Annotated in this window: 26 protein-coding genes, 1 tRNA gene and 1 riboswitch; of the genes, 15 read left to right on the forward strand and 12 right to left on the reverse strand. The window is 67.9% G+C overall.

Translation table 11 applies throughout. The features are described from left to right. Positions 1-263: 263 nt before the first annotated feature. Together FHX39_RS02130 and FHX39_RS02135 are read left to right on the forward strand one after the other, a co-directional pair. A complete protein-coding gene (locus FHX39_RS02130; protein WP_183336421.1) occupies positions 264-506 on the forward strand; it encodes a hypothetical protein in 243 nt (80 codons plus the stop codon). A 369-nt stretch (positions 507-875) separates the two neighbouring features. Next, entirely contained in the window at positions 876-1,472 is a 597-nt protein-coding gene (locus FHX39_RS02135) for a hypothetical protein (protein WP_183336423.1), read from the forward strand. Between the two features lie 153 nt (positions 1,473-1,625). Here FHX39_RS02135 and FHX39_RS02140 read toward each other — a convergent pair whose 3' ends face one another. Both FHX39_RS02140 and FHX39_RS21935 read right to left on the reverse strand, forming a co-directional pair. Beyond that, positions 1,626-2,282, reverse strand: a complete 657-nt coding sequence (locus FHX39_RS02140) for a hypothetical protein (RefSeq protein WP_183336425.1) — start codon at positions 2,280-2,282, stop codon at positions 1,626-1,628. A 983-nt stretch (positions 2,283-3,265) separates the two neighbouring features. After that, on the reverse strand, positions 3,266-4,612 hold the full coding sequence (locus FHX39_RS21935; RefSeq protein WP_183336427.1) for a protein NO VEIN domain-containing protein: 1,347 nt from the start codon (positions 4,610-4,612) through the stop codon (positions 3,266-3,268). A 754-nt stretch (positions 4,613-5,366) separates the two neighbouring features. Here FHX39_RS21935 and FHX39_RS02150 point away from each other — a divergent pair. The 3 genes from FHX39_RS02150 to FHX39_RS02160 all read left to right on the forward strand — a co-directional run bounded on the left by FHX39_RS02150 (position 5,367) and on the right by FHX39_RS02160 (position 7,881). Continuing rightward, positions 5,367-5,981 carry a DUF4365 domain-containing protein gene (locus FHX39_RS02150; RefSeq protein ID WP_198423226.1) on the forward strand — a complete coding sequence of 205 codons (615 nt, stop codon included), beginning with the start codon at positions 5,367-5,369 and terminating at the stop codon, positions 5,979-5,981. Next, a complete protein-coding gene (locus tag FHX39_RS02155; RefSeq protein ID WP_183336429.1) occupies positions 5,978-7,111 on the forward strand; it encodes a hypothetical protein in 1,134 nt (377 codons plus the stop codon). The genes FHX39_RS02150 and FHX39_RS02155 overlap by 4 nt, the downstream gene beginning before the upstream one ends. Before the next feature lie 236 nt (positions 7,112-7,347). After that, a complete protein-coding gene (locus FHX39_RS02160) occupies positions 7,348-7,881 on the forward strand; it encodes a hypothetical protein (RefSeq protein WP_183336431.1) in 534 nt (177 codons plus the stop codon). Between the two features lie 383 nt (positions 7,882-8,264). Here FHX39_RS02160 and FHX39_RS02165 read toward each other — a convergent pair whose 3' ends face one another. The 6 genes from FHX39_RS02165 to FHX39_RS02185 form a co-directional block, all read right to left on the reverse strand. Next, positions 8,265-9,353, reverse strand: a complete 1,089-nt coding sequence (locus FHX39_RS02165; protein ID WP_183336433.1) for a hypothetical protein — start codon at positions 9,351-9,353, stop codon at positions 8,265-8,267. Positions 9,354-9,370: 17 nt separating this feature from the next. After that, positions 9,371-9,568, reverse strand: a complete 198-nt coding sequence (locus tag FHX39_RS02170; RefSeq protein ID WP_183336435.1) for a hypothetical protein — start codon at positions 9,566-9,568, stop codon at positions 9,371-9,373. Between the two features lie 271 nt (positions 9,569-9,839). Next, a complete protein-coding gene (locus FHX39_RS02175) occupies positions 9,840-10,220 on the reverse strand; it encodes a hypothetical protein (protein ID WP_183336437.1) in 381 nt (126 codons plus the stop codon). A 271-nt stretch (positions 10,221-10,491) separates the two neighbouring features. Then, a complete protein-coding gene (locus tag FHX39_RS02180) occupies positions 10,492-10,716 on the reverse strand; it encodes a hypothetical protein (protein WP_183336439.1) in 225 nt (74 codons plus the stop codon). Beyond that, positions 10,713-11,069, reverse strand: coding sequence for an FDXHR family putative zinc-binding protein (locus FHX39_RS22465; protein ID WP_456299343.1), 357 nt, complete (start codon positions 11,067-11,069; stop codon positions 10,713-10,715). The genes FHX39_RS02180 and FHX39_RS22465 overlap by 4 nt, the downstream gene beginning before the upstream one ends. After that, the gene (locus FHX39_RS02185) at positions 11,066-11,293 is read right to left on the reverse strand and encodes a hypothetical protein (RefSeq protein WP_183336441.1); all 228 of its coding nucleotides are present in this window, start codon (positions 11,291-11,293) and stop codon (positions 11,066-11,068) included. Before FHX39_RS02185 ends, FHX39_RS22465 begins: the two co-directional genes overlap by 4 nt. Before the next feature lie 134 nt (positions 11,294-11,427). On the opposite strand from FHX39_RS02185, the gene FHX39_RS02190 reads away from it, so the two are divergent. Next, on the forward strand, positions 11,428-11,991 hold the full coding sequence (locus tag FHX39_RS02190; RefSeq protein WP_183336443.1) for a hypothetical protein: 564 nt from the start codon (positions 11,428-11,430) through the stop codon (positions 11,989-11,991). 50 nt (positions 11,992-12,041) lie between these two features. Beyond that, positions 12,042-13,190: a tyrosine-type recombinase/integrase gene (locus tag FHX39_RS21940; protein ID WP_183336445.1), complete on the forward strand. Its 1,149-nt coding sequence runs from the start codon at positions 12,042-12,044 to the stop codon at positions 13,188-13,190. 96 nt (positions 13,191-13,286) lie between these two features. Here the strand turns inward: FHX39_RS21940 and FHX39_RS02200 are convergent. Further along, a tRNA-Thr gene (locus FHX39_RS02200) sits at positions 13,287-13,359 on the reverse strand. A 44-nt stretch (positions 13,360-13,403) separates the two neighbouring features. Beyond that, positions 13,404-14,594, reverse strand: a complete 1,191-nt coding sequence (gene manA, locus FHX39_RS02205; protein ID WP_198423227.1) for a mannose-6-phosphate isomerase, class I — start codon at positions 14,592-14,594, stop codon at positions 13,404-13,406. Positions 14,595-14,700: 106 nt separating this feature from the next. Between manA and FHX39_RS02210 the strand changes: the two genes are divergently transcribed. The 6 genes from FHX39_RS02210 (at position 14,701) to FHX39_RS02235 (ending at position 22,660) form a co-directional block, all read left to right on the forward strand. After that, the gene (locus FHX39_RS02210; RefSeq protein ID WP_183336447.1) at positions 14,701-15,009 is read left to right on the forward strand and encodes a DUF3263 domain-containing protein; all 309 of its coding nucleotides are present in this window, start codon (positions 14,701-14,703) and stop codon (positions 15,007-15,009) included. A gap of 83 nt (positions 15,010-15,092) precedes the next feature. Then, complete coding sequence (locus tag FHX39_RS02215) at positions 15,093-15,677, forward strand: TetR/AcrR family transcriptional regulator (RefSeq protein ID WP_183336449.1); 585 nt, start codon at positions 15,093-15,095, stop codon at positions 15,675-15,677. Next, positions 15,674-16,846, forward strand: a complete 1,173-nt coding sequence (locus FHX39_RS02220; protein WP_183336451.1) for a GDSL-type esterase/lipase family protein — start codon at positions 15,674-15,676, stop codon at positions 16,844-16,846. Before FHX39_RS02215 ends, FHX39_RS02220 begins: the two co-directional genes overlap by 4 nt. Positions 16,847-17,048: 202 nt before the next feature. Further along, positions 17,049-17,462, forward strand: a complete 414-nt coding sequence (locus FHX39_RS02225; RefSeq protein ID WP_183336453.1) for a YciI family protein — start codon at positions 17,049-17,051, stop codon at positions 17,460-17,462. A gap of 72 nt (positions 17,463-17,534) precedes the next feature. Further along, the gene (locus FHX39_RS02230; protein ID WP_183336457.1) at positions 17,535-18,707 is read left to right on the forward strand and encodes an RNA polymerase sigma factor; all 1,173 of its coding nucleotides are present in this window, start codon (positions 17,535-17,537) and stop codon (positions 18,705-18,707) included. A gap of 125 nt (positions 18,708-18,832) precedes the next feature. Then, positions 18,833-22,660 carry an ExeM/NucH family extracellular endonuclease gene (locus FHX39_RS02235; RefSeq protein ID WP_183336458.1) on the forward strand — a complete coding sequence of 1,276 codons (3,828 nt, stop codon included), beginning with the start codon at positions 18,833-18,835 and terminating at the stop codon, positions 22,658-22,660. 21 nt (positions 22,661-22,681) lie between these two features. Here the strand turns inward: FHX39_RS02235 and FHX39_RS02240 are convergent, their stop codons facing one another. Both FHX39_RS02240 and FHX39_RS02245 read right to left on the reverse strand, forming a co-directional pair. After that, positions 22,682-23,113 carry a hypothetical protein gene (locus tag FHX39_RS02240; protein WP_183336459.1) on the reverse strand — a complete coding sequence of 144 codons (432 nt, stop codon included), beginning with the start codon at positions 23,111-23,113 and terminating at the stop codon, positions 22,682-22,684. 27 nt (positions 23,114-23,140) lie between these two features. After that, positions 23,141-23,653 carry a hypothetical protein gene (locus tag FHX39_RS02245; protein ID WP_183336460.1) on the reverse strand — a complete coding sequence of 171 codons (513 nt, stop codon included), beginning with the start codon at positions 23,651-23,653 and terminating at the stop codon, positions 23,141-23,143. A gap of 102 nt (positions 23,654-23,755) precedes the next feature. Then, positions 23,756-23,867: riboswitch (SAM riboswitch) on the forward strand. 14 nt (positions 23,868-23,881) lie between these two features. Here FHX39_RS02245 and thrC point away from each other — a divergent pair. Then, complete coding sequence (thrC, locus tag FHX39_RS02250) at positions 23,882-25,168, forward strand: threonine synthase (protein ID WP_183336461.1); 1,287 nt, start codon at positions 23,882-23,884, stop codon at positions 25,166-25,168. Further along, positions 25,165-25,440, forward strand: coding sequence for a MoaD/ThiS family protein (locus FHX39_RS02255; RefSeq protein WP_183336462.1), 276 nt, complete (start codon positions 25,165-25,167; stop codon positions 25,438-25,440). Before thrC ends, FHX39_RS02255 begins: the two co-directional genes overlap by 4 nt. Positions 25,441-25,460 lie beyond the last annotated feature (20 nt).

A 25,460-nucleotide genomic window follows, 5' to 3' on the forward strand; every position in this document is an offset into this window, starting at 1 on the left:
TGTCGGATAGGTAAGTTCCGCACCCATTGTCGGATCCACCTGATTGAGCTGACGGTCGGACTCGAACCGACAACCGCCTGTGTAGAAGTGGTGTGGTTGACCAGGGGTCATCAGAGTTCACTAATCCTCGCGCTGACAAGGGAGAACGACCGTAGGGTCGTTCACTGGAGTTCACTCGATCACGTAGGGCTGTACCTGCTGATCGGCACATAAATGGGGAACGGTTCGCGTTCCCCACGAAGCGCGAGAGGGAGATCGGGTAGATGAGCAATGACAGCACCTTGAACATGGCCTGGGTGCCGGACTGGACCCTGCCCGATTGGTCTGTACGGACGTACACGTCTGGAGACCGGCTGGTGCTCGAGGCTGAGCAGGACGCGCCGATGGGCGACATCCTGCGCCAGGTCTACGGAGCTGGGTGGCAGGAGATGGGAGACCCGATGGGAGAGCTGGTGTCGACCGACGGTCGCCCCACGTTCGTGCGCTTCTACATGGTGCGGCGGTGAGGTTGCCGCCCAGTGGGCGCAGCCCGCAAATCTCACACAACGTTGTGCGCGGCTGCGGGAAATCTGGCGGCGTGTCGCTCCCGAAGATGTCACATCCTGCCAGGACCATTGGCTGAAGACGGCGAGTCCTCGCCGTCACCCGCTAGGGGTCGAACGTCGGCACAGCGCTGGCACGAGGTCTCCTGACGAGAGGTGCCACGCCCCATGTCAAACCGTCCCCGTCTACGCCGCATGGGACCGCGCGTTGAGCCCCAGCCTCTGATCTACCAGGCACCGCCCCCCGCTGCGCAAGTGGTGCCGGGCGCAGGGCTGCCCCCGCAGTACGGCATGAGCTTGCCGGGCTTCCAGCCCACGACCAGGCTGCCCCCGATGACTCCGGCGCAGCACGATCAGATGGCGGCGGTTATCGCGGATGGCCATGCCCCTGCGATCTGCCCCCGCTGCGGGTGCGTGTTCCAGTCTGGTCTTCACTTCGGTTACGCGATCCACACGACCGTGATCGGCGGTCAGTCCTCGTGCCCGAACTGCGGCCATATGGCTGCGATCCCGGATGGCGTCTACGACCTCAACCCTCTGATCCGAGAGTTAGCGGCGAAGGCTGACCGCGAGTCGCTCCTCGCGCTGGTCAGGGCGTTTCGCGGTGCTCAAGGGGGAACCGGGCAAGAGCTGGCTGCAGCTGTGGCCGCTGCAGGGCAGAACGCACCGAGCGAGGCCCAGCCGCTGTTCCTCGCCCTGGCCAAGTTCGTCAAGAGTCTTCCGACGGGAAGTCTGGCGGAGTGGGCCGCGGTGATCGTGGCGCTGCTGGCGCTCCTGGTCGGAGGTGGCATCAACGTGACGGTCAACAACGTCACCATGAACGATGGTGGCGCGAAGGAGGGACCCGCTCCCTCAGCCTCAGCGAGTCCGAGCGCAACTCAGCAGGCCACGCCTTCTTCGTCAGCCCCATCTCCTGCCCCGCACCGCTAAGACGCAGTGGCACCAGGGGGTGGGGGTGCGACCCGCACGACCGACGATCCCTCCACCGCTCGTCGCGGCGGGTGGCCGCGCGCCACGGTTTCATGACCCGGAGTCTCATCGCTCGGTTCCAGCGGGAGGTAGTAGGCCCCAGGGGCTGGTGTCCTATTCTTCGTCAGCCGTTAGAACTTGCACGCCACCGGCTCGACGTACGAATTCGAGGTAGTCACTACCGTATTCCGAAGCTTGGCGCCCCGATGATCCTCCGTAGCCGCTGACGTCTACCAAGCATCCGCTCTGGTCGAGGGTGGAGAGCACAGGATCGATTCCCGGACCCAACGAGGGGAAGCGCTCAAGGATCTCCTGCCGCGACCAACCTGCACGTTCTGGTCGAGGTGGCTCGGTCAGGAACTCGAGCACCAGCAGGTGCACGGAGTCGAGCGCGGCGGTTGTCCTCACCCTGAGCCGGCTGAGCTCCAGCACGGCGTCGTCCGTGAGACCGTCCGCCAGGGCTTGACTCAGCGTCTTGAGCTTGTCCTCGTCCAGGGCCTGCCATGCGGCGTTGAGTGCCTCCGTGAAGAGGGCCGCGTTGCGAGGGGTCTCGAGCCAATACTTGAGGCTCTCGCCGTTCAAGCCGGCGAGTGCCGTCGAGGTTTCAGCGACGGAGGCGACCCTGACGCCGGATCGTCGGACTGCGTCCGCGATGAACACGGGCACGACAGAGCCCAGTTGGGCGCCGAGCACTCCACCGACGTCCGCTCCGACGAAGGTGCTGATCCCGGTTGTTACAACATTAACGGCGAGCTCGACAGAATTACGCACGATGCAGAGATTAGGCGTCGTGGGGCGCATGGTCGCGGGCGAGCGGCGCACGTCGCGCTGCGGATAGCAGGGCCGCCTGGCCTGCGGTTCGCCACCCCAGTCGGACTACCGGAGGTGCAGGGGCGGCTTGGCCTGGGCTAGATGTATCGCGGCGCTTGGTCTTGGCGGGATGTAGCAGCAGGACGCTCTAGTTCGCTCCCGGTCGCTACGACCGTCGTCGATCCTCGATGTCAGGACGACCGGGCGCGGTTTAGCCCCTCGCACCTCTACGTCCACGAGCTGGCGTCGCCGACCGTAGTATTCGATGATGCAGCCCCTACCGCCAGCAGACTGGACCTCAGAGGACGGGCTAGTGACTGTCGGGGTCGAGCACGGCCGCCCGTACATCGACTTCCACCCTAGGTTTCGGCTGTCCGACAAGGGCCACGCCCTTGGCCTCGCCGAGCTCACCGGTTGGGAGTTAGATGTGAACGCCGATGAGGTCTTGCTCGAAGGTCGTCGGCGCCGCATGTACCTCAAGCCCTTGACCTAATCCCACCCTGGACTAATCGCTGAGTTTCGACTCGCGCACAGGGAATTCGCCCCCCCTTTATCTAATCCATACCTGTTCAACTGAAGATATCGCCGGATTGCGAGAGAAAAACTTCGGGGACGCCAAACTGTGGTGCCGGACGAACGTCTTCGATTTGTTGGACGCATGCAGACGGGACGCAGCGGCAAAGTGCGTAACTCGATATGTCCGACGTGGCGCTGCCACTTTGGCTTGAATGCGGACGTAGCCCAGGGCGAGAGGCTAGCTACGTAACTCTGGCACAAACAGGCGTCGCATCGACCAGCGCCGGAGCCGACAACGTTTCACCGTCGCCGGTTCCGTTCCGAGGCTGGATCACACAACGTGTCCAGAGCGTCGCTATCCGTTCCGGGTATGGGGGCCGCGGGCCATCTGTGGCTGGCGGTGGGCTCGACGCTCGCCTAGTGCATTCTCAAAGAAGGTTCATGCGATATTGCACTACTCGGCGCTCGCCAGCGGCCAGGCGATCACGGGTGAGGATGTGTACCTGCGTCGTCGTGGCCTGAATGACACCGGTCACGGCTATGACGATGAAATCGGGGTCGTTAACCACGCGCGCCCATTCGAGTGCCGTCATGTTGAAGGACAGAGACGAACCTTGGATGCCCTTGACTTCAACATTCAGACTCGAGTCACCCTTACGGAACTCGAGGTCGTAACCGACGCCAAGCTTCTGGCAGTCGCGGTGAAGCCGCCAGCCTTGATTTGCGAGGTAGACCTTCGCGACATGTACGGCGCGGCGTTCGATGTACTTGTCGAGTGCTTGCCGAGCTTTGCCTCGAGCGGCTCGACGCTCAGTGTTCTCCCGCTCGACGTCGTCTGTCAGTCCTGCCGGCGCAACTACCTCAACCAGAGGGTTTGCAGTCCCTGGAGCGGGAAGGACTTCCGGCAACGGGTCGGTAGCCGACAGGTCTACCGAGGCTTCTACGGGCGGGACACCACTTAGAAGGCGATCTGCTTCATTCTCGTTTTTGACGTCCTGCGGAACAGGTGCTGTGATAGGAGCCGTTGCGGGTTGAACTGTGCTTGTGTCGAACTTCTGGGATGCAAGCGGGACTGGTGCGCCCGTTCCAGCCTGAACTATGGCGGCGAGAGTTTCGTAGTCGATCTCAACGATTCCGTGTTGAGGGTTCCAATTTTCGATGGCTACGTCGCCGGCGAGGACGGGTAGGTCAAACTCCTGATAGTCGGTCAACTCTGCGCGGTAGCCCTCGCCATCGACGGCCCCAATCTCGGAAACGACTGCGTGTGCGATAAACGCTCGCCGGGGCTGCTGGGTTGCTTTCCTAGTTCGGTAGAAAACGACACGTGATCCGGCGCCCGCCTCAAGGAATGGAACGCGGCCAGACACGTTGTCATCGAAGCCATAGGACTCGCCGGGAACGTCTGCGTACTGCTTACTTACCGGATGATCTGCAATATTTAGAATGAAGCATTGCGGCTGAGCGGTAACTCCGCGCAGTAGTTTTCTATAACCACCATTCGTGACGGTGCCGCCGCCGTCCGGGCCGAGGTGCTCGCTAGAGTCGTGCCCCCCTTCGTACCGTTCGCCAGCAGCGATGAGCGCGAATTCAAGCTTTCGGTAAGTAGTCGGGAGTGAAGCCGGGTCGCCGCCAAATTTTCGGACAACCGCGTCGAGGAATTTAGTACCCACGGTGCTACCGGGCGGCACCTCCGGAGCGTCAATGCCTAGCAAACCTGCGATCTTGGTTGTAATGTCGCGCCGATAGAGGCGCTTAGCCCGTCCTTGAACTGCCACTCTTCATCCTCTCAACTGACTACACTGCTGTGCTCGATCATCGTCGACCTAGGCGGATCATAGGGGTGGCTACAGCCTCTACGGGCAGACAATCGTCAATGCCCTCCGGACGGCCCGCTCTGATTCCGGCGGCGCGCGCACTGCTCCCATATGAGCGCAGTGCAGCCGGTCCCACTCAAAACGTGCGACCTGTGCTCAGTGATTCCGCCCAGGACTCGAGGAACGGGGGGAAGCGCCGAGCCTTGCGACTCCTCTTGCGCCTCGGCGCTGAGCGCGGTGCGGCGCGTTAGTCCTCATCTCCCGGGAAAGACCTCTAGCCGCTGTGCCCAGGCCCTCAACCAGTGGTGGTGGGGGGGCTGGCTGTCCTCTGGGAGTCGCTACACGACGCGTGTCTTGGTGGGCTGCGATGACGCGACTCGGTGGCCGAGGCTGGGCCGAGGAGAGCACTTCGCCGCTGGACTACCTCAGACAGCCGAGCCGCCGGCTCGGCTGGACCGACGACGGACGCACCGTGCTGGCGCTCTACCAGCTCGAGAGTCGGGGGGGTGAGGATCTGGCAGGTCTCGAGATGCGCTTGGTCGGTCTAGCGCTCAAGGTTGGCGTCCTGGTGCGACGGGCTGGCTTCGGCATCAGTAACTGACGGCCCACGGGGCGCTACCCATCGCTCCCCCTCGTGAGATACATGCCCGTTGCGCGTTGGATACGAGCATGGAGTCGGAGCCGTAGGCGCGACGCACGGCCGGTCGTAGTGTCTGTGATAAAGATCGTGGTCGTGTCCACGTTGGCCGGGTTCCCAGACGGGATGCGGAGCGTCCTGCAGGGGGACTTCGGAGAGTCCTGGCTGTCGGTTGTTGCTGCAGGTGCGGGCTTGAGCCATGGACCGCACGCCACAACTGACCTATTGAAGGCCGATATCCAGTTGACACTGCGGGAGGAGGTGGAAGGCGTCTTCAATCCCTCCGTGCTCGTGCAGGTCAAGACGACTAACGCGCTTCGCGACGACGGGGAGGAGTGGGCCTACGACTTGGACGTATCAACATACAACGTGCTACAGAACTCCAAGGAGCGCCTTCGTCGCATTCTTGTGGTAATAGGCGTTGCAGAGGATGGCGAGACGACACGGTCGCTCACAGAGGGTACGCTTCTGGTTGGACAATCCGCGTGGGTCTCGTTGGAAGGCGCCGAGGCGACGAAAAACAAAGAGACCTGTGTCGTCCGCTTGCCCAAGGCGAATACGCTCGATGAAGCAGGGCTGCGTAAAATGTTGAAGACTTTTGGCGTCCCGCAATCAACTGTTCGAGGTTTCGAAGAGCTCTGGCAGAATGCGGATTATGCTTGGGCTTTCCCTGGTGAGGGTCTGGCGCAGTGACCGAGAGCCCGGTTAGCGCGGTCGAACAAGAACTGTCCCGTGTTCGTGATTACTTGAAAGCTGCTGGTTGGTCTGTGGTCTCCGCTGGAAGCAGGGAGACGGTCTGGAGTACCCATATCGATGAGCGGGAGCTCGTCGTCGTTCTTCCCTCGTCGTCCGAGGGTCTCTTGAACATCCGAGACGATCTAGAAGGAGCATACGCGACGCTAGCTCTCGCAGAGCGCCGCTTGCCAACTGAGGTAGTCGCTGATGTTGAGTCCGAGGGTGCCGATTCTTTGGCGGTCAGACTTACTCCGAAGACGCCATCAGGAACAGCGCCGCTCACCCTGGCCCATGACGCCATCGGCGCGCTCAGGCAGTACGTACTGGGTTCGGCGAGTGCTCTCTCTTACAATTCGCTCGTTCTGCCAACTAGACGGCCTGCGAATGCCGAGACATATGCGGCAGCTGCAAGGCTGGCCACATCAAGGGGGAGTTTCATACTCAACCTTACTCTTCCTCTAAGAGTGCAGAAGCAAGACGACTCCCAGGCGCTCTTCGCCGAAAGCCTGCCCTTCGGTCGTCGCGTTGCTAAGCGAATGCAAGATACGGCCACTCGGGCTTCAGCGTTGTCGGCGCGCTTGATTGCGCTTGGTGGATCTCTGTCGGAATTTGCTAGTTCCAGCGGCGTGGGAAATGCAACTGAGTTGGAAGCTCTAGCGCATTTGGGCGGCCTTTCGTCGGAGTACCGATTACGGTTCACGCAAAGCGTACTCGCTCCAAGTGCTGCGCCGGTGAAACTGCTCCAAATCACTCCGGAGCAACAAGGGGTTCTGGCCGAGGCTGCGCGGTACCTGCGAGAGATGCAAGAGAAAGACGATATCACCGTGGAGGGCAAAGTCGTTCGGCTTTTCCGTGCGGCCCCGTCCGGTCCGGGCGACGTCACTATCAGCGCGGTCCTTGACGATTCAGGGCAGGAGCGACGTGCCAAGGTGAACTTAGGGCCCGAGGACTACGCGGAAGCCAGCCGTGCGCACCTCGAAGGGTTGTTGGTCAGGGTTAGCGGAAATCTCACGGCGATGGGCACCAGCAGTCAAAGGCTCGAGGCCCCCAAGGGTTTCACGGTCGTGAGCGACATCTTCTATGAGTAATTGTTGGGCCAGTGAGCACTAGGACTTAGATTGGCTGAGCCACCGGTCCGGCTGGACCGCCTACGGGGTCGAGTGGTGGCGCCCAACCGGCTTGATAGCCAGGAGAACGAGGACCTGGCGGACTCTAAGGTTCGCTCGGTCGGCCTTCCGCTTCAATAGTGAGTGCTGGCGTGTTGGGCTGGGTTCGACGCTGGGGCGAAGTTGCGCATCGTGCATTTCTGTGAGTCTATATTCACGTGAATCCATGGCTTACTACTTTGCTACCCCTCGTCGGTGCGCTGATTGGTGGAGGCATTGCCTACTTGACCAATCGACAGCGACTTGTTGCCGAAGGAAAAGCTCGTTACGGCCAACAGATCCTCGATCGTCTCGTAAGTGCGTTGGCATTACTTACAGCCATGAAGCAGAACGTCACGCTTCCAGACGACGACAAACCCAAAGCGCAACTAAAAATGCTCACGAACTTGCAGAGCCACCAGCAAGTGCGACAAATCTGCGATGAGTTGCAACTGATCTGCCGCTCAGCCGACCTCCCGCTTGCCTTGCAGCGCGCGGGGGATGCCTACTACGGCTACGCCCAGATGGGGCTCATGTCGGAGCACGCAAGCAAGGCCGCCCATGAGACCTTCCTTGCGCACGACAAGGTTCTACGCGAGGCCCACCATGAGTTGGGCGTAACGCTCGAGCGCACTTATGCGCTTTATCCGCGTGGCTTCGTCTTGGGAGATCCGCCGAAGAAGCGACGGTGGCAGATCTGGCGAAAGAAGTAGATGCGGACCCCCGGCCCGTAGAGCAGTAACCGCACGACCGTGCGCAGGGTCTTGCGCAGGCACATCTTGAGTTCGCTGTTACGTCTGGTCGTTAAGTACCTGGCGAACCCCCGTGGAAGGGTGGGGGTGCAACCCAAAGCGAGCGCAACCCTGCCACCGCTCGTCTTAGCGCGAGAGCAGTTGCCACGGTTTCAGAGTTCGTGGTGCAGGCCTGATCTGGGCCCTAGAGGGCCCGTCTGGCGGTGGGGGAGCTCGACCCCTGGACCTCCGATGCCCTGCCAAGTCATCGGAGGTCCAGGGGGAGCGGGGCCAGCGTGGCAAGTGCTGGCCCGACCTCGAGCGGTTCGGCCAGGAGGACCGTGGACCGCTCGAGGTGGTCTGGGTTAGGCCGCCGGGTCGGCGGCCACGAACTCCGCGGCGACGTCCACGGAGATCCCGTTGCTGCCGGGGCTGTGCGCGCTGAGGCTGGTCGAGACCTTGGTGGCCCGGCCGAGACCGGCGACCGGCGAGACCTTGGCTCCCTCGGCAGCACGACTCACGTACCCGAGTACGTCGGCCGGCGTAGCCGAGCCGGTGTCGCGGATCGTGACGTTGCCCCGGACGCGCGTGGTCCGCACGTCGCCACTGACCTTGGACGCCACGTCCCCCGCGCCGCTGACCGCGCTGCTCGCCCCAGACGCCCAGGGTCCCCGGCGCTGCTGGGTGGGCCGCTCGCCCTCGAGCGCGATGGCTGCGAGCCACGCCTGAGCGGCGGCCTGGCCGCCGTGGTTCAGTGCGGGGATCTCCGGGAACGTCTCGACCGCCACCCGAAGTGTGTCGACAGCGCCGCTTTCGCCCTCGAGCGTGTCGAGGTCGAGCCGGAGGTAGTGCGGGTCGTCGGCCAGCTCGCGCTTGTGGCCGCGCTTGAGGAACCGCAGGCCGAGTTTGGAGGCGGTGTCGTAGAGGCGGTCGACGTCGAGCAGGGCGAATCCGCGCGGACGGTAGAACTTCACCACCACGACGGCCGGGTCGTCGGCCCAGCGGTTCGAGGTCAGCGCGCCGGTCTCCTGGTCGTGGTAGCTGGGGCGCGGCTGCGCCACGACAGCGACGGGTGCGGAGTCGACGGTCGTCGGGCGGTGGTGCTCGTCCATGCCGATGGTGATCTCGTGCAGGAACGGGAACGCGGCGGCCAGGACGTCGGCGACGGCTGCCGCGAGGGGGACCTCGTGCGCGACGGACCGCTCGGCTGCACTGAGCAGCGCCCGGGCGCGCTGCGCCCGTCCGCGGGCGAGCTCGACCTCGGCGTCCACGCGGGTCAGGCGGGCGACGGTCGGAGGGTGCGAGCTGGACACGGACGCCTTGACGTCCTGAGCGGTCTCCTCGGCCAGCTCGACGGCGGCAGCCGCGTCAGCGGCGGCATGCCGTGCCTGGTCCAGGTGAGCGGTGGTTGTGGCGATGGTGTCGGGGTCGATGGTGTGGGTCATATGGGTCATGGGCGTGGTTCTCCTGATTAGAAGTGGCGAAGGGTGGACTGACGGGCTCGGACGGCGGTGGCCCGCGCCCTGACTGCCTCGCGGCTCTCGTCGTCGGTGTCCTGTGGGTCGTCGGTGCTCTCGGTCTCGTCTCCGAGGTCGTGGGCGTCCTTGGACGCTGAGGTCTCCTCGGCCGTCCGCCTGGCGGCGGCCAGCCGGGCCGATGTGTTGAACATGGGTTCTCCTAAGTGGTTGCTGGGATGCGAGGTGGGGGCCGGCGCGGAGCGCGCGGCCCACCCCCTTGGGGTCTCTAGTGCTCTGGGCTAGGGCCACGCCTTCGGCTGGCCCTTCTCAGGGGTGATTGGTCGCTGCACCTCTTCTGCCATTGAGAACAGTCAAGAGCGACGTGAACGTTTGCCCTTGTCAGGAACGGTTTGGGGATGTCGAACCGGTCAGTACGTGACACGCGAACCACTCACGTACTGACCGGTTACGCACTCGAACCGGTCAGTGTGTGACACGCCTGCGCTTGCGGGAGCACCAGGCGCACGGGATCGTGACGGCGCTGGCGCCACCGCGCCCGCCCTCGATCGCGTGCGCTGGCACGATGAGACAGCGCGAGGAGCTCCCGCTCGCCAGCCAGCCGAAGGCGACTGCCTGGCCGACGTGGCGCCGGACGTTCTGATCCGGCGCGACCTCTCCCGTTGCCGGCTCGAGGTGGCCGAGCACGTCGGCCAGTTCCCCGCGCGCGAAGGTCGCATGTCCGTTCGCAGCGTGGGTTCCGTAGGCGAGCGATGCCAGGCGGAGCCACTTGGGCAACCTCGGATCGTTGGCCTTCTCGCGCCACGGTCCCTGAAAGTGCTTCGCCCACCACAGCGGGGCGCTCACGGGGTCCCCTTCCGTCGCGGCTGCGTGAGCCACGAGGTGGCGTCGAGCAGAGCTCCGAGGAGATCAGGGTTCGGCACGAGCCGATTCGAGACCGGGTCGACGTGCCCGAGGATGTCGAGCACCTCGCCAACCTCGTACGTGACCGGCTCCTCGCACCACCTAGCGGCGTGGGCGAGTGCGGCCAGGCGGAACCATGGCGGAAGGTGCTGCGCCGTAGCGCGGCGCCCGAGCCGGCGCAGATCCCGCTGACCGCGCGGCGTGGTCGGCCCGCTCACCGGCGCCGCCGTCCCGGCTCGCCCGCGCGCTGGGCTGCAGCCCAGCGGCGCACGTCCTCGGCCCACAGGGTCACCGGACCCTGCCCGAGGCGCACGAGCTCGTCGAACGTGGACACGGCGACCCCTGCGGTCTTCGCGGCCTGCCCCTTCGTCATCACGTAGTCCGTGAACTCCTCGAGCGGCTGGTCCATCGCCGCCAGCCCGAAGGCAGCGCCGCTCACGCGGCGTCTCCCACAGGGATGCCGCTGGGGCTTGGACCGTTAGGCGCTCCGAGCCCGGCCGGGGCGGATCGGTACCGGAGGTACCCCCGTGCGCTCCCGGCGCCGCGGAGGGCGAGGGGGGACACGTCCAGCCGCGCCCGGGTCCAGCACCCGCGTGCGTTGAGCACCAGGCCCGCCTCGAGCATCTCGTCCGCCGTGCGGCACCGACGCCTGTCGGGGCCGACCTTGACGCCGTGATCCCCGATCCGGTGCCGGTCGCCCGCAAACGCGTTCGAGAAACTTTCATGGCAGCTCGTGCAGTGGGACACGGTGGTCCCGCTGTAGGTGCTCGAGCACCCATTGCAGCGGGTCATGCGGCCACCGGCTCGCGTGCAGCGGCCTCCCAGGCGAGCACGTCGTCCATCGCGTACCTGATTCCAACCCCGGGCAGGTGCACGAACGGCACCCCCTGACGCTTGGCCCGCAAGTTCGCCAGAGTGCCAACCGAGCATGCGTGCCGAGCTGCCAGCTCAACGGCCTTGAGCCACATAGGTGCATCCGCACCGGTTTCGAGGTTCCGCGCCTTGGTGTCAGCCATGCGCCCTCCTTTCATCGTCATGGAGCCGGCTGGCCCCGTACCTCATGTCTACGCTCCTCACCAACTGTTGTCAAGTATCTGGTGAGATCTCGTGAATCTTGACGATCTAGGGTGGGAACTGGCAAGATGCAGGCATGGCCTTTGATCACCCGCAGGACGACCGATGGACCAGCGCCGCGCGGTCCATCTATGGAGAGACCGCCGTGGTCTCCGCGCTCGGTGCTGCCCCGCGCCGTGACGAGCACGGCGTCATCTTTGAAGCTCGCTGGGTCGAGCGCGCGGGCGAGGACCTCTCGGCCGGCCCGGACATGCTCGTCCTCTACGTGGCGCCGGACGCGAGTCCTACGGTTCGCCGCAGGGGGATGACGGCTGGCCTGATGCGGCACATGGAGCGTTACCTCACCGAGCAGATGCGCGAGCTCGAGCAGGCGGCCGTGGCCGACGGAGATGCCCTGGTGCGCGAGGAGGTGGAGGAGTTCCTCGCGGCCAATCCGACTTCGCCCCGGGCTGGTGGCGACATCTACTACGCAGGGCTCCTGCGGTTCTGGGACCAGATCGAGAGCCGGGCGCGTACGGAGGGCTGGGCCCCTCGAGCGCTTGAACTGGTGGCGTCCGCGATGGGCCTCAACGTCGAGACGCTGAGGAGCCGGATCCGCACAGCCCGCAAGCGGGCGAGCGTGAGCGAAGGGGAGCGGTAGCGATGGGCAGGAAGCCACTGGACCTCGGTCAGCACGGTGAGGTGGATGCGGTGCCGCAGCGCCGCGAGGAGGGCCTGTGGAAGCGCTCCACGGTGCGCGGCGCGGAGCGCTGGCGCGCCCGGGCCTACTCCCGCGGGTTCGACGGCGTACGACGTGAGGTGACGCGCTTCGGCAGGACCAAGCGCGAGGCGACCACCTCGGTGGAGGCTGCGCTCCGGGAGCTCCACCAGGTCGGGGACGTGACGATGACCCCAGCCACGCCGCTGGTGCGGGCGGGGGAGTTGTGGCTGGCCCAGATCGGCCGGCGCGAGTCGGGCATGAGCCAGAGGACCCTCGAGCTGTACCGGGCGATGTTCGAGCGGCACATCTCGAGCGACGGGTCGTCGCTGCGTGGGCTGTCCCTGGCCCAGGCCAACGACCCGCAGCGGCTGAGGATCTTCCTACAGCGGCTCGCGGACGCCTCGGGCACGGGCACCGCGAAGACGGCCAAGACGGTGCTGTCGAACATCCTCGGGCAGGCCGTCGACAACGGCACCCTGCAGATGAACGCCATGCGCCAGGTTCGCCCGGTGCGGTCGGAGACCGTCAAGGTGGAGGTCCGGGACCACAGGCGCGCTCTCACCCGAGAGGAGCGGGACGCCGTGATCACGTACGCAGACGGGCTCGCCGGGGCGCAGGGGCTCGACCCCCGCACGGTGCGGAAGTGGGAGGCCGTGGCCGACCTCCTGGCCGTCATGGCTGGCACGGGCGTCCGCCTTGGAGAGGCGGCCTCGCTGCGGTGGGAGCACATCGACCTCGAGACCGGACGGGTCCGGCTGCACGGGACCAAGACCGCAGCGGCGCGCCGAGCTCTCAACCTCCCCGCGTGGCTCACGGCCCGTCTGGTGGCCAGGTCGGCACGCACCGGTACCGATGGGCTGGTCTTCCCCAGCCCCGCACACCTGAGCGAGCCTGAGCAGCCGTGGGAGCGTCGCAACCTGGACCGCTGCGTCCGGGAGGTGCTCGACGGCGCCGGGCTGCCGTGGGCCGTGGCCCACAGCCTGCGCCGTACGGTGGCCTCGCTTCTGCACGAGAGCGGGCAGGTCAGTCTGGTGCAGATCGCTGACCAGCTCGGGCATGCTGATCCCGCGATGACGGCCCGTGTCTACCTCGGCCGGGACTTCGACGGGGACCGGTCGGCGCTGGCTGCACTGCTGTGACGTCGGTACTCAGGGAACATCGGTACATAGGTGGGGAACCGACGGCACGAAGGCGGTCGACGCGCTAGCGTCGCCCCTAGTCAGAGCGAGTTTGAGAGCTGACGGACGGACTCGAACCGTCAACCGCCTGTTTACAAGACAGGTGCGCTACCAATTGCGCCACGCCAGCGGAGTGAGGACAGGCTACCGAAGCAGTGTCGACCAGGCACTTTGTCAGACCCCCGGGCTGGCGAGGAACGCCGTCCCGGATCCCGCCGCCGTCGCCGCGGTGCCTGCTTCGAGGAACGCGGCCTGTCCCTGCTCGACGACAAGGTCCACAGCGCCCGATGTCAGCGTCCAGTACCCGTCGACCACGATCAGCGCACGGCCCAACGCCGTCTCCGGCACCTTGACGGTCGACCCAGCTGGCGTCAGGCGCCAGAGCGCGAACTCGGTCGCCGGGGTGGGGTAGCGGACGACGCCCTCCGAGACCGGCTCGGGGGAGATGACGTCGCCAGGGATCGGGTTGAAGTCGAGGACCTTGGTGAGCTCGTCGACGTCCACGTGCTTGCTCGTCAGCCCCCCGCGCAGGACGTTGTCAGAGTTGGCCATGATCTCGATGCCGGCGCCGTGCAGGTAGGCGTGCAGGTTGCCCGCGTCGAGGAAGATCGCGTCGCCGGGCTGCAGGACCACCCGGTTCATCAGCATCGCGGCGAGCACCCCGGGGTCGTCGGAGTAGTGGTCGGACAGCAGGCGCACGGTGTCGGCCAGCTGCGCTAGGTCGCTCGGTGCCGCCTCGGGGTCGATGGCCTCCGAACGGGACAGCACCTCCGCCACGTACGACTGGGGGTCGTCGAGCCGCATGATCGTGGTGAAGACGCGCTCGAGCCGTTCGTTGGGGGCGACCGACGAGTCACCGAGCGGCGCCATCAGCTCGAGCGTCCTCTCCCCGCCCAGCTGCTGGACGAGCGCGTGCGTGCGGTCCGGGTCCCGGAACCCGCACAGCGCCTCGGACTCGACCAGCGCGCAGAGCAGCTCGGGCTTGGGCCAGTCGTCCTTGTAGAGCCGGTCCTTCGCGTCGCGCGGGACGCCGGCCTTCTCCTCGCGGGCGAAGCCCTCCTCGGCCTGCTTCCGGGAGGGGTGGGCCTGGAGCGAGAGCGGTTCGGCGGCGGCGAGGACCTTGAGCAGGAACGACAGCCGAGGGCCGAACTCCTGCACCGCCGCGGCGCCGAGGACGCCCTCGGGATCGGCGGCGATCAGCTCGTCGATCGGGCGACCGTCGAGCTTCGCGACGGCGCTCGGGTGGCCGCCCAGCCAGAGCTCGGCCTGCGGCTCGTCGGTCGGCTCGGTCCCCAGGAGCTCGGGGATGAACGTCTTCGAGCCCCAGGCGTACGGCTGGACGACACCTTCCATGCGCAGGATCACCCGGGAAGCCTAGAAGCGGTCGCCGGTGGGCGCAGGACGTCTCGACGACCGCCTCCGACGGCGAGGCGAATGACAGGGCTGTCATTTGGTGCCTACGATGCACGGCATGGCGTTCCTCCCCGACTCCCGGCAGGCGCAGAGCTCCGCGCAGGCGTTGCCGCTGAGCGAGCGGGACACCGAGATCCTCGCGTTCGAGCGGCAGTGGTGGAAGTACGCCGGCGCCAAGGAGCAGGCCGTTCGCGAGAAGTTCCAGATGTCGGCCACGCGCTACTACCAGGTCCTCAACGCCCTGATCGACAAGCCCGAGGCCCTCGCCGTCGACCCGCTGCTGGTCAAGCGGCTGCGCCGGCTGCGCGAGACGCGGCAGCGGATCCGTTCCGCGAAGCGGCTCGGGATCGACCTCACGAACGACTGAGGGTTCCTCCCTCCTTCTGACCGCCGACGTCAGGTCGCTGACTACGAGTTGTAGGCATTAACTACACCCTGTAGTTTCGAGGCATGGCCCGAGCGAACCTCTCTACCCAGGTGATCGTTGCCACCGCGGCCGATCTGGCGGATGCCGAGGGCTTCGAGCAGGTCACGCTCTCGGCCGTCGCCCGGCGGCTCAGGGTGCAGACGGCCAGCCTCTACAACCACGTACGGGACCGGGCCGAGCTGTTCGCCGGCATCCACGAGCTGGCGCTCGACGAGCTGGCCGACCGGATGGGAGCGGCGGTCGCCGGACGGGCCGGCCGCGACGCCCTGGTCGGGCTGGCGGAGGCGCAGCGGGCGTACGCGCGGGAGTCGCCGGGGCGCTGGGCCGCTCTGCAGCAGCAGGCGACCCCCACCACGGTCGGCTCTCCGGGCGCGCGCCGCGTCGCCGAGCTGACCCTGGCCGTGCTGCGGGGCTACGACCTCCCTGAGGCCGAGCTCGTTCACGTCACCCGCTTTGTGGGCGCGACGGTCAACGGCTTCCTCGCGCTCGAGCGCTCCGGCGGCTTCGGGCACCGCACCCCCGCACCCGACGCCTCGTGGCAGCGGACCCTCACGGCTCTGGACGCGATCGTGCGCGCCTGGCCGACCTCAGACGAAGGAACCTCATGATCACCTCGCCGATCACCTCGCCGATCACCGCCGATTACGTCCATGGTGTCGCCGAGCTCGAACCGAACGACCGCGGCCTTCGACTGCACCGGCTGCCGGCCTGGGTGCGGCAGCAGTTCCCCGACCCGCAGCTGATGGCGATGGAGGGCCAGCCGTCCGGTGCGCGGCTGGTGTTCCGGACGGACGCGACGACCGTCGAGCTCGTGTCCCACCCGACGCGGGTGGCCTACCGCGGCGCTGATCGCGTCCGTGGCGCGTTCGACGTCTACGTCGACGGAAACCTCGCGAGCCGCGACGTGCTCGACGGCGGGGACGCGATGGTCGTGGACCTGACGACGGGGGCGACGTCGTTCGAGCCGGGTCCGTCGCACAAGACGACCGTCTCGCTGCCCGACGGCACCCACGTCGTCGAGGTGTGGCTGCCTCACAACGAGGCCCTCGACCTCGTCGAGCTCCGGAGCGACGCGGCGCTCGAGGAAGTCACCACGTCGGCGCCGCGGTGGCTGCACCACGGGAGCTCGATCAGCCACGGGTCGAACGCCACGGACCCGAGCGAGATCTGGCCCGCGGTCGCCGCGCGGATCGCCGGTGTCGAGCTGCGCAACCTCGGGCTCGGCGGCAGCGCGCTGGTCGACTCGTTCCTGGCGCGCGTCCTTCGCGACACCGAGGCCGACGTCATCAGCGTCAAGCTCGGCATCAACGTCGTCAACCTCGACGCCATGCGGCTCCGCGCGTTCGTGCCGGCGATGCACGGGTTCCTCGACACGATCCGCGAGGGCCACCCCGGGACCCCGCTGCTGCTGGTGTCGCCGATCTTCTGCGGCATCCACGAGGCGACCCCGGGGCCGGGGACGATCGACCCGACGACGTTCGGGACGGACCAGGTGAAGTTCATGGTCACGGGCGACCCCGCCGAGGTGGCGCAGGGAAAGCTGACCCTCGAGGTGATCCGGCGCGAGCTGCGGTCGCTGTTCGAGCGACGGGCTGACGACGCGAACCTGCACTACCTGGAGGGGACCGAGCTCTACGGGCCCACCGACGCCGTGGAGCTGCCGCTGCCCGACGCGCTGCACCCGGGGCCGGAGGCGCACCGGGTGATAGGTGAGCGGTTCGCGCGGCTGGTGTTCGGTGAGGGTGGGGCGTTCCAGGAGTTCGGAGGGCGTGGCTGAGCCGGGGCTCGAGGGGTGAGTGGAGCCGACCTCTTCGAGGCCCTTCGACAAGCTCAGGGGGCGTTTCGAGCTCAGGGGGCGTTTCTGGCTCAGGGGCGTTCCTTCGCGAAAAACTTCTGCCCTAGCGTGTCGAGAACGCGACGGCGGCTCCGTCTCCTCGGTGGAAGCCGCGAGAGGCGCGGCTGAACGAGGAGGTCGACAGATGCCCAAGTACCTGCTGCTCAAGCACTACCGCGGCGGCCCCGAGCTGCCCACGCCCGTGCCGCCGATGCCCGAGTGGGACCCGGCCGACATCGCCGCGCACATGGCCTTCCTCGAGCACGTGAACGACCTGCTCAAGGAGAACGGCGAGTACGTCGACGCGCAGGGGCTGTCGATGGACCAGGAGTGGATCCGCTACGGGGGACCGGGCGCTGCACCGGTCCGGAGCGACGGTCCGCACCCGGAGACGGGTGACCTCGTCGCCGGCTGGTACGCGATCGACGTCGACTCGTACGAGCGCGCGGTCGAGCTGGCCGCGTACGTCTCCTCCGAGCCCGGCCCGGGCGGGAAGCCGCTCTATGAGTGGATCCAGATCCGCCAGATCATGGAGGCACCTCCCTCCTACGCGGAGTGACCCTTCGACAAGCTCAGGGAACGCCGCCCTTCGACAAGCTCAGGGAACGTGGCCGGGAACGTGGATGAGGTGATGGACGAGGGCCTGCTCCGGGCCCTCGTCCCGCAGGTCCTCGCGGCTCTCCTGAGGCGTGGGGCCGACTTCGCGGCGGCGGAGGACGCGGTGCAGGAGGCGTTGATCGACGCTCTGCGCACCTGGCCCGCGAACCCACCGCGCGACGCGCGGGCCTGGCTCACCACCGCGGCGGTGCACCGGCTGACCGACGCGGTGCGGAGCGAAGCGGCTCGGCGCCAGCGCGAAGAACGCGTCGACGACGAGCCCGAGTCCGGGCCGACGGAGCAGGCCGACGACACCTTGCTCCTGCTGTTCCTCTGCGCGAGCCCGGACCTCTCACCCGCGTCGGCCGTGGCCTTGACGCTGCGGGCCGTGGCCGGACTGACGACGCGGGAGATCGCGGACGCGTTCCTGGTGCCGGAGGCGACGATGGCGCAGCGGATCAGCCGGGCCAAGGCGACGGTGCGCGACCGGCGCTTCGACTCGCCGGCCGACGTCGCGGTCGTGCTGCACGTCCTGCACCTCGTCTACACGACCGGGCACACGGGCGACGTCGACCTGGCCCGCGAGGCGATCCGCCTCACCCGGCAGCTGGTGCTGGTCAGCCGCGAGCCCGAGGTCCGCGGGCTGCTCGCGCTCATGCTGCTGCACCATGCCCGGCACCGGGCGCGGGTGGTCGACGGGCGGATCGTGCCGCTCGACGAGCAGGACCGGAGCCGCTGGGATCGCGCCCAGATCGCCGAGGGTGTCGCGATCCTGCAAGGGGCGCTGGGGGAGAACCAGCGCGGCCGCTTCCAGATCGAGGCAGCCATCGCCGCCCTGCACGACGACGCCGAGACCGCGGGCGAGACGGACTGGTCGCAGGTCCTGGCCTGGTACGACGAGCTGGTGGGGCTCAGCCGCGACCCGGTCCGCGACGACCCGGCAGCGGTGCTCAGTCGTGCGGTGGCCGTCGGGCACGTGCTCGGGGCGTCGGCGGGGCTGCTCGAGGTCGAGCGCGTCGAGCCCGTGCTGCGCGACCGCTGGAAGGTGCTGGCCGTCCAGGGCTACCTGCTGCGGATGGCCGGCGACCTGCCCGAGGCGGCGGAGGCGTACGCGCGCGCCGCGGAACGGTGCCCGAGCACGCTCGAGCGCGACCACCTCGTCCGGCAGGCCGCTCTGGCCCGCGCCGCCGGGGCTGCGGGGACGTGAACGCGAGGTGACGATTCCCGGCCCCTCCCTCCGGGGGGTTGAGTTTTGTCAGTGGCACGGGAGACAGTGACTCGCGTCCGCTGCTTCGCTCGAGGGAGGCAGCGTCCCCACTGCGAGGAGCCCCCGTGCCCGTTCTTGCCCACCGTCCCTGGAGGCGCCGCGGCGCTGCCGTAGGCGCCGTCGGAGCGCTGGCCGCGAGCCTGCTCGTCGCCGTGCCGAGCACCGCCTCGGCGGCCACGCCGCTGCCGATCGCGCAGATCCAGGGGACCAGCCGGTTCTCGCCTTACGTGGGCAAGGTCGTCACGACGACCCCGTCCGTGGTCACCGCGGCCTACCCGACCGGTGGGCTGAGCGGGTTCGTCGTGCAGACACCGGGGACGGGCGGCAAGGACCGCAGCCTCAAGAAGGCCTCGGACGCCGTGTTCGTCTACACCGGCAAGGCCGGGGTCGACGTCACGATCGGCGACCTCGTCACGGTGACCGGGACGGTCGAGGAGTTCCCAAGCGGCAGCGACCCAGACGCCGACAGCCTGACCGAGATCGCCGGCACGGTGACGGTGACGAAGTCGGACGCGTCGTACAAGAAGGTGAAGCCGGTCAGCAGCGTCTCGTGGGCCTCGACCTACGACCGCCGGGAGAACCTCGAGTCGATGCTCTACTCGAGCACCGAGAAGTGGACGGTCAACGACACCTACACGCTCGGCTCGTACGGCGAGCTCGGCCTGGCCACCGGCGGTCGGCTGGTCCAGCCCACCGACAAGGCGCGCCTCGGGTCGAAGGCGGCCGACAAGCAGGAGGAGCGCAACGCCGAGCGTCGCGTCGTCCTGGACGACGGCATCAGCGGTCCCGCGTTCGACAAGGCCGGCTCGCCCGGCACGCCGCCCTACCTGACGCGCAAGAACGACGTCCGCGTCGGCGACACGGCCAAGCTCACCGAGCCGGTGGTCGTCGACTGGCGCAACGGCGCCTGGGCGCTCAACCCGACCCGTCCGACGGCGGCCGGCGACGAGGTCGCGACGATCGACGACAAGGCGCCGGAGAAGGTCCCGAACGTGAAGGGCGACGTCTCCGTCGCCTCGTTCAACGTCCTCAACTACTTCACGACGCTCGGCACGGCGACCGCGGCGTGCAAGGCCAACCCGGTCAGCACGGACGGGACGCCCAACACCGTCGCGTCGGGCTGCGACCAGCGCGGCGCCTGGGACGGGGCCGACCTCGACCGGCAGCAGGACAAGATCGTCAAGGCGATCAACGCGCTCGACTCGTCGGTCACCGGGCTGATGGAGATCGAGAACTCGGCCAAGCTCGGCGAGGGCAAGGACGAGGCGACCAAGACGCTCGTCGCCGCGCTCAACGCCGACGCCAAGCGCGCCAAGTGGGACTACGTGCCGTCGTCCGACCAGCTGCAGCCGGTCGCCGACCAGGACGTCATCACCAACGCGATCATCTTCCAGCCGGCCGAGGTCACCTGGGCGGGCAAGTCCTACGCGGACGGCAAGGACTCGACCGACACCGGGGCGTTCAAGAACGCGCGGACCCCGATCGCCGCGGCCTTCACCCCCGTCGGAGGCGGTGCGCCGATGCTCGTCGCGGTCAACCACTTCAAGTCCAAGAGCGCCTCGGGCGCGACCGGCGAGAACGCCGACCTCGGCCAGGGTGCCTACAACGCCGACCGCGTCGCCCAGGCGAACGCGCTGCTCGGCTGGCTGCCCGGCGTCCAGACCGATGCGCGCACCGACGCCGTCGCGCTCGTCGGCGACTTCAACTCCTACACGCACGAGGACCCGCTCGAGACCCTCTACGCGGCCGGCTGGACCAACGCGGCCCAGCAGAAGGACTACTCGTACAACTTCGACGGGCTGTCGGGCTCGCTCGACCACGTGCTGCTCAACCCGGCGGCCGACAAGCGCCTGACCGGCAGCGGCGTGTGGAACATCAACTCCGTCGAGCCGGTGCTGCGCGAGTACAGCCGCTACAAGTCCACCCTCATCGACTACTACCGCGACGACGTCTACCGGGCCAGCGACCACGACCCGGTGAAGGTCGGCCTCAAGAAGGGCAAGGCCAGCCAGGTCACGCTCACGATGCTGAACTTCAACGACTTCCACGGGCGGATCGCCGCGGCGTCGCCCGACACGAAGCAGTTCTTCGGCACGATCGAGCAGCAGCGGGCCACGGCCGGCGAGGGCAACACCCTGGTCATGTCGGCCGGCGACAGCGTCGGGGCGTCGCTGTTCGCCTCGTCGGTGCAGGAGGACCAGCCGACGATCGACGTGCTCAACGCCGCCGACCTCGACGTGTCGGCCGTGGGCAACCACGAGTTCGACCGCGGCTTCGCCGACCTGACCGGCCGGATCACCAAGGCGGCCGACTGGACCTACCTCGGCGCGAACGTCTACAAGAAGGGCACGACCAAGCCGGCGCTCCCGACGTACGCGATCGTCGAGCGTGGCGGGCTCAAGATCGGCGTCGTCGGCGCAGTGACGCAGGAGACCTCGACGCTCGTGTCCCCGGCGGGGATCAGCGGGATCGAGTTCGGCGACCCGGTCGCCGCGGTCAACCGCGTGACCAAGCAGCTCACCGACGGCAAGAAGTCGAACGGCGAGGCCGACGTCGTCGTGGCCGAGTACCACGAGGGCGCCAGCAAGACCCAGCTCGACCCGACCACCGGCAGCCAGGTCGTGAGCCTGGAGGACCAGCTCAAGGCGAGCCCGGTCTTCGCGCACATCGTGAACGACACCTCGCCCAAGGTCGCGGCGATCTTCACCGCGCACACCCATCAGGCGTACGCGTACGACGCCCCCGTCCCCGGTGCTGCCGGGGCCACGCGGCCGGTGACCCAGAGCGGCTCGTACGCCGCGTTCCTGGGCAAGGTCACGCTGACGGTCGACGTCAAGACCAAGGCCGTGCTGGCGCACACCCAGCAGAACCTCAAGCCGACCACCGTCCCCGACGCCGACCTGGCCGCGGCGTACCCGCGGGTCCGGCGGATCTCGGGGATCGTCGACGCCGCGCTCGCGCGGGCCGACGTGCTCGGCTCGGTCAAGATCGGCGAGGCGACGCACGAGATCACCCGGGCCTTCGGTCCGGACGGCGAGGACACCCGCGGGGCGGAGTCGACGCTGAGCGACCTCGTCGCCGAGATGTACCGGTCTTCGACCGCGTCGCCGGAGCGGGGGAGCGCGCAGATCGGCGTCCAGAACCCGGGCGGTGTCCGCGAGGACCTCGACGCGGGGGACGTCACCTTCGGCGAGGCGGCGTCGGTCCTGCCGTTCGCCAACTCGCTGTTCACCGTCGACTTGACCGGGGCGCAGTTCAAGACGCTGCTGGAGCAGCAGTGGCAGCGTGACGCGACGGGCAACGTCCCCTCGCGGGCCTACCTGCAGCTCGGCCTGTCCAAGAACGTGACCTACACCTACGACGCGTCGCTCGCCGAAGGCAGTCGCATCACGTCCATCACGGTCGACGGCAAGGCGATCGACCCGGCGGCGTCCTACCGCGTGGCCACGAACAGCTTCCTGGCCGCCGGTGGCGACAACTTCCGGGTGCTCGGCGAGGGGGCCAACAGCAAGGACACCGGGCTGTCGGACCTCGACTCGTGGACCGACTACATCAAGGCCGAGACGCCGGTCAGTCCCTCGTTCGCCAAGCAGGCCGTGTCGGTCTCGCCGCTGCCCGGCGCGCTCACCGCGGGGCGGTCGGCGACCTTCACGGTGTCGTCGCTCGACTTCAGCAGCCGTCCGACCGAGGACGGGGACTACGCCGGGGTCGACGAGCGGACGTCGACGGTGACCGCGACGCTCAACGGGTCGAAGGTCAGCGAGACCCCCGCTGCCGACGGGAGCGCGACGGTCACGCTCGCCGTACCGGCCGACGCGGCCAAGGGCCCGGGGACGCTCGTCCTGACCACGGACACCGGCACCACGGTCACCATCCCGGTCACGGTCGCCTGAGCACCGGCCCGGCCGTCCGCCTCAGCCCACGAGGAGGCGGACGGCCGAGCTGATCGTCACGACGAGGCCGATGCCGGCGACCACGTACGGCCAGTACCGGACTGGGACGAAGAAGAGGCTGGAGGTCGGGCGCACCCACACCGGCTGACCCGTGCGCTGGTCGACCAGCGGGACCTGCTGGTGGGTCTGACGTACGCCGTTCGGGTGGACGTAGGGCTGGGCGAGCGGCTGCAGCACGAGCTGCTGCCGCGGTCGGTCGAGGTGCGGCAGGGCGTAGCGGTCGAAGAGCCAGACGAAGACGCCGCCGAGGACGAGTCCGACGCCGAGGAAGAGGCTCCCGCCGACCGACGCCCCGGTCACGGCGTCGGTGATCGCGCCGACGATCACGCCGATCGAGATGCCGAGGCCGACGACGGGCAGGAGCAGGATTCCCCAGCGGGACCAGATGAGCACGGTGGAGAACCTTAGCGAGGCTCTGGGTCAGGCGAGCGGGTTCCGCCGAGCTCGGAGGAACCCGCCGGCCGCCCGCAGCGACACGGCGAGCGGGCGGACGGGACGTTCGACGTAACCGCCGGCGAGCAGGCCCGCGTGCCGCTCGAAGACGTTGGCCGAGGACCGGTCGCCGGTCCGGAGAACAGACCAGCCCATCGCCAGCGTGTAGAGCGGGAGGTAGGGCAGGCCGAGCGCGACGGCGTACTGGCGGCTGTGCCGTTCCTCGTGGGCGAGCAGGTCGGGTGACCAGCGGCTCAGCGCCTCGAAGGTGTGGGCGGTGATGACGACGTCGCCGACCGTGAAGGCGCCGGCGACGGGGAAGCGGAACCGGTAGCCCTCGGCCAGCACCAGTCCGTACGGGCCGGGTCGCCGTCGGGCGCCACCGACGCGGGCGACGGCGAGGCCGAGCGGCGTGCTGAGGTTCAGGCGGTTCGCGAGCCGTCGCGCGCGCTGGGCGCGGGTGAGGACAGCCCTGCAGTCCGCCGACCCGCTCCGCTCCACGGCGTGAATCTAGACCCGCACGGAGGCGTCCGCATGCTGGTCAGCCGACTCAGCATCCGGACAGGGCTTTCGTGGTCCGGAGCCCGAGAGCCTAGAGTTCTGACCACATCCAGAGGGGACGAGGGAACGGCCCGACGACTCCCCGGCAACCGGCTGACAGCCAGACACGGTGCCACTTCCGGCTCGAGCGATGGTCGCTCGAGACAGATGATGAAGGACTGATTCGTCATGACCGCGGTGCTCGACACCCAGGTTCCCCCGCCCGTCGGCGTCCGCGCCGGAGCGTTCGGGAACGCCACCCACCTCGTCTGTCGGGCCTGTGGAGCGCAGTCGCCGCTCGGCCCCTTCTACGCCTGCATGGAGTGCTTCGGCCCGCTCGAGGTCGGCTACGACTTCCCGCGCGTGACCCGCGCCGAGATCGAGGCCGGTCCCAAGAGCATCTGGCGCTACGCGCCGCTGCTGCCCGTGCCGGCCGACATCGCCACGTTCCGGTCGACGGATCCCGGCTTCACCCGCCTCGTCGACGCCGGCAACCTCGCCGCCGACCTGGGCCTGCGCAAGCTGCACGTCAAGGACGACTCGGGCAACCCGACGCACTCCTTCAAGGACCGCGTCGTCGCCGTAGCGCTCTCCGCGGCCCGCGAGCTCGGGCTGAACGTCCTCGCCTGCCCCTCGACCGGTAACCTGGCCAACGCCGTGGCCGCCGCGGCGGCCCGTGCCGGCATCCGCTCGGTCGTCATGGTCCCGTCGAACCTCGAGCAGCAGAAGATCATCGCCTCCGCGGTCTACGACACGACCTTGATCGCCATCGAGGGCAACTACGACGACGTGAACAAGCTGGCCAGCGAGATCGCCGGCGAGGAGGAGGGCTGGGCGTTCGTCAACGTCAACGTCCGCCCCTACTACGCCGAGGGCTCGAAGACGCTGGCGTTCGAGATCGCCGAGCAGCTCGGCTGGAGGCTGCCCGACCAGGTCGTCATACCCGTCGCCTCCGGCTCGCAGCTGACCAAGATCGACAAGGGCTTCGCCGAGCTGGTCAAGCTCGGGCTGGTCGAGGACAAGCCGGTCAAGATCTTCGGCGCGCAGGCGACCGGCTGCTCGCCGATCGTGCAGGCGTACGAGGCCGGCCAGGACGTGGTCGCGCCGGTCAAGCCGAACACCATCGCCAAGTCGCTCGCGATCGGCAACCCGGCGGACGGGCCGTACGTGCTCGACGTCGTGCGCCGCACCGGCGGCCGGATCGCCGACGTCGACGACGAGACCGTCGTGCGGAACATCCTGCGTCTGGCGCGGACCGAGGGCATCTTCGGCGAGACCGCCGGTGGCGTCACGGTCGGCGTGACCGCGCGGCTGATCGCCGACGGCGACCTCGACCCCGACGCCGAGACCGTGATCATCAACTCGGGCGACGGCCTCAAGACCCTCGACGCGGTCTCCGGCAGCGTCGGACCCAAGATCACGATCCCGCCGCGCTACGAGGCGTTCACCGACTTCTGGAAGGGCTACTCCGCATGAGCGCCAACGTCCGCATCCCCACGATCCTGCGCACCTACACCGGCGGGCTCAAGGAGGTCGAGGCCAGCGGCCACACGGTCGCCCACGTGCTGGAGTCCCTCGACGCCGACTACCCGGGCCTCAAGGCACGGATCGTCGACGACACCGGCGCCCTGCGCCGCTTCGTGAACGTCTACGTCGGCGACGACGACGTCCGCTTCATCGGCGGCCTGGAGGCCGAGGTGCCCGACAACGGCAGCGTCTCGATCATCCCGGCCGTCGCCGGCGGCTAGTCCGCCGCTCCCACGACAGA

The organism is Microlunatus antarcticus (genome assembly GCF_014193425.1).
In the GTDB taxonomy this organism is placed as follows: domain Bacteria; phylum Actinomycetota; class Actinomycetes; order Propionibacteriales; family Propionibacteriaceae; genus Microlunatus; species Microlunatus antarcticus.

Excerpts from the sequence above, each read along its gene's own strand:
- FHX39_RS02130 (WP_183336421.1), top strand. The coding sequence starts at position 264 with ATGAGCAATGACAGCACCTTGAACATGGCCTGGGTGCCGGACTGGACC.
- FHX39_RS02135 (WP_183336423.1), top strand. The coding sequence starts at position 876 with ATGACTCCGGCGCAGCACGATCAGATGGCGGCGGTTATCGCGGATGGC.
- FHX39_RS02165 (WP_183336433.1), bottom strand. The coding sequence starts at position 9,353 with ATGACCCATATGACCCACACCATCGACCCCGACACCATCGCCACAACC.
- FHX39_RS02170 (WP_183336435.1), bottom strand. The coding sequence starts at position 9,568 with ATGTTCAACACATCGGCCCGGCTGGCCGCCGCCAGGCGGACGGCCGAG.
- FHX39_RS22465 (WP_456299343.1), bottom strand. The coding sequence starts at position 11,069 with ATGACCCGCTGCAATGGGTGCTCGAGCACCTACAGCGGGACCACCGTG.
- FHX39_RS02185 (WP_183336441.1), bottom strand. The coding sequence starts at position 11,293 with ATGGCTGACACCAAGGCGCGGAACCTCGAAACCGGTGCGGATGCACCT.
- FHX39_RS02190 (WP_183336443.1), top strand. The coding sequence starts at position 11,428 with ATGGCCTTTGATCACCCGCAGGACGACCGATGGACCAGCGCCGCGCGG.
- FHX39_RS02210 (WP_183336447.1), top strand. The coding sequence starts at position 14,701 with ATGGCGTTCCTCCCCGACTCCCGGCAGGCGCAGAGCTCCGCGCAGGCG.
- FHX39_RS02215 (WP_183336449.1), top strand. The coding sequence starts at position 15,093 with ATGGCCCGAGCGAACCTCTCTACCCAGGTGATCGTTGCCACCGCGGCC.
- FHX39_RS02220 (WP_183336451.1), top strand. The coding sequence starts at position 15,674 with ATGATCACCTCGCCGATCACCTCGCCGATCACCGCCGATTACGTCCAT.
- FHX39_RS02225 (WP_183336453.1), top strand. The coding sequence starts at position 17,049 with ATGCCCAAGTACCTGCTGCTCAAGCACTACCGCGGCGGCCCCGAGCTG.
- FHX39_RS02230 (WP_183336457.1), top strand. The coding sequence starts at position 17,535 with ATGGACGAGGGCCTGCTCCGGGCCCTCGTCCCGCAGGTCCTCGCGGCT.
- thrC (WP_183336461.1), top strand. The coding sequence starts at position 23,882 with ATGACCGCGGTGCTCGACACCCAGGTTCCCCCGCCCGTCGGCGTCCGC.
- FHX39_RS02255 (WP_183336462.1), top strand. The coding sequence starts at position 25,165 with ATGAGCGCCAACGTCCGCATCCCCACGATCCTGCGCACCTACACCGGC.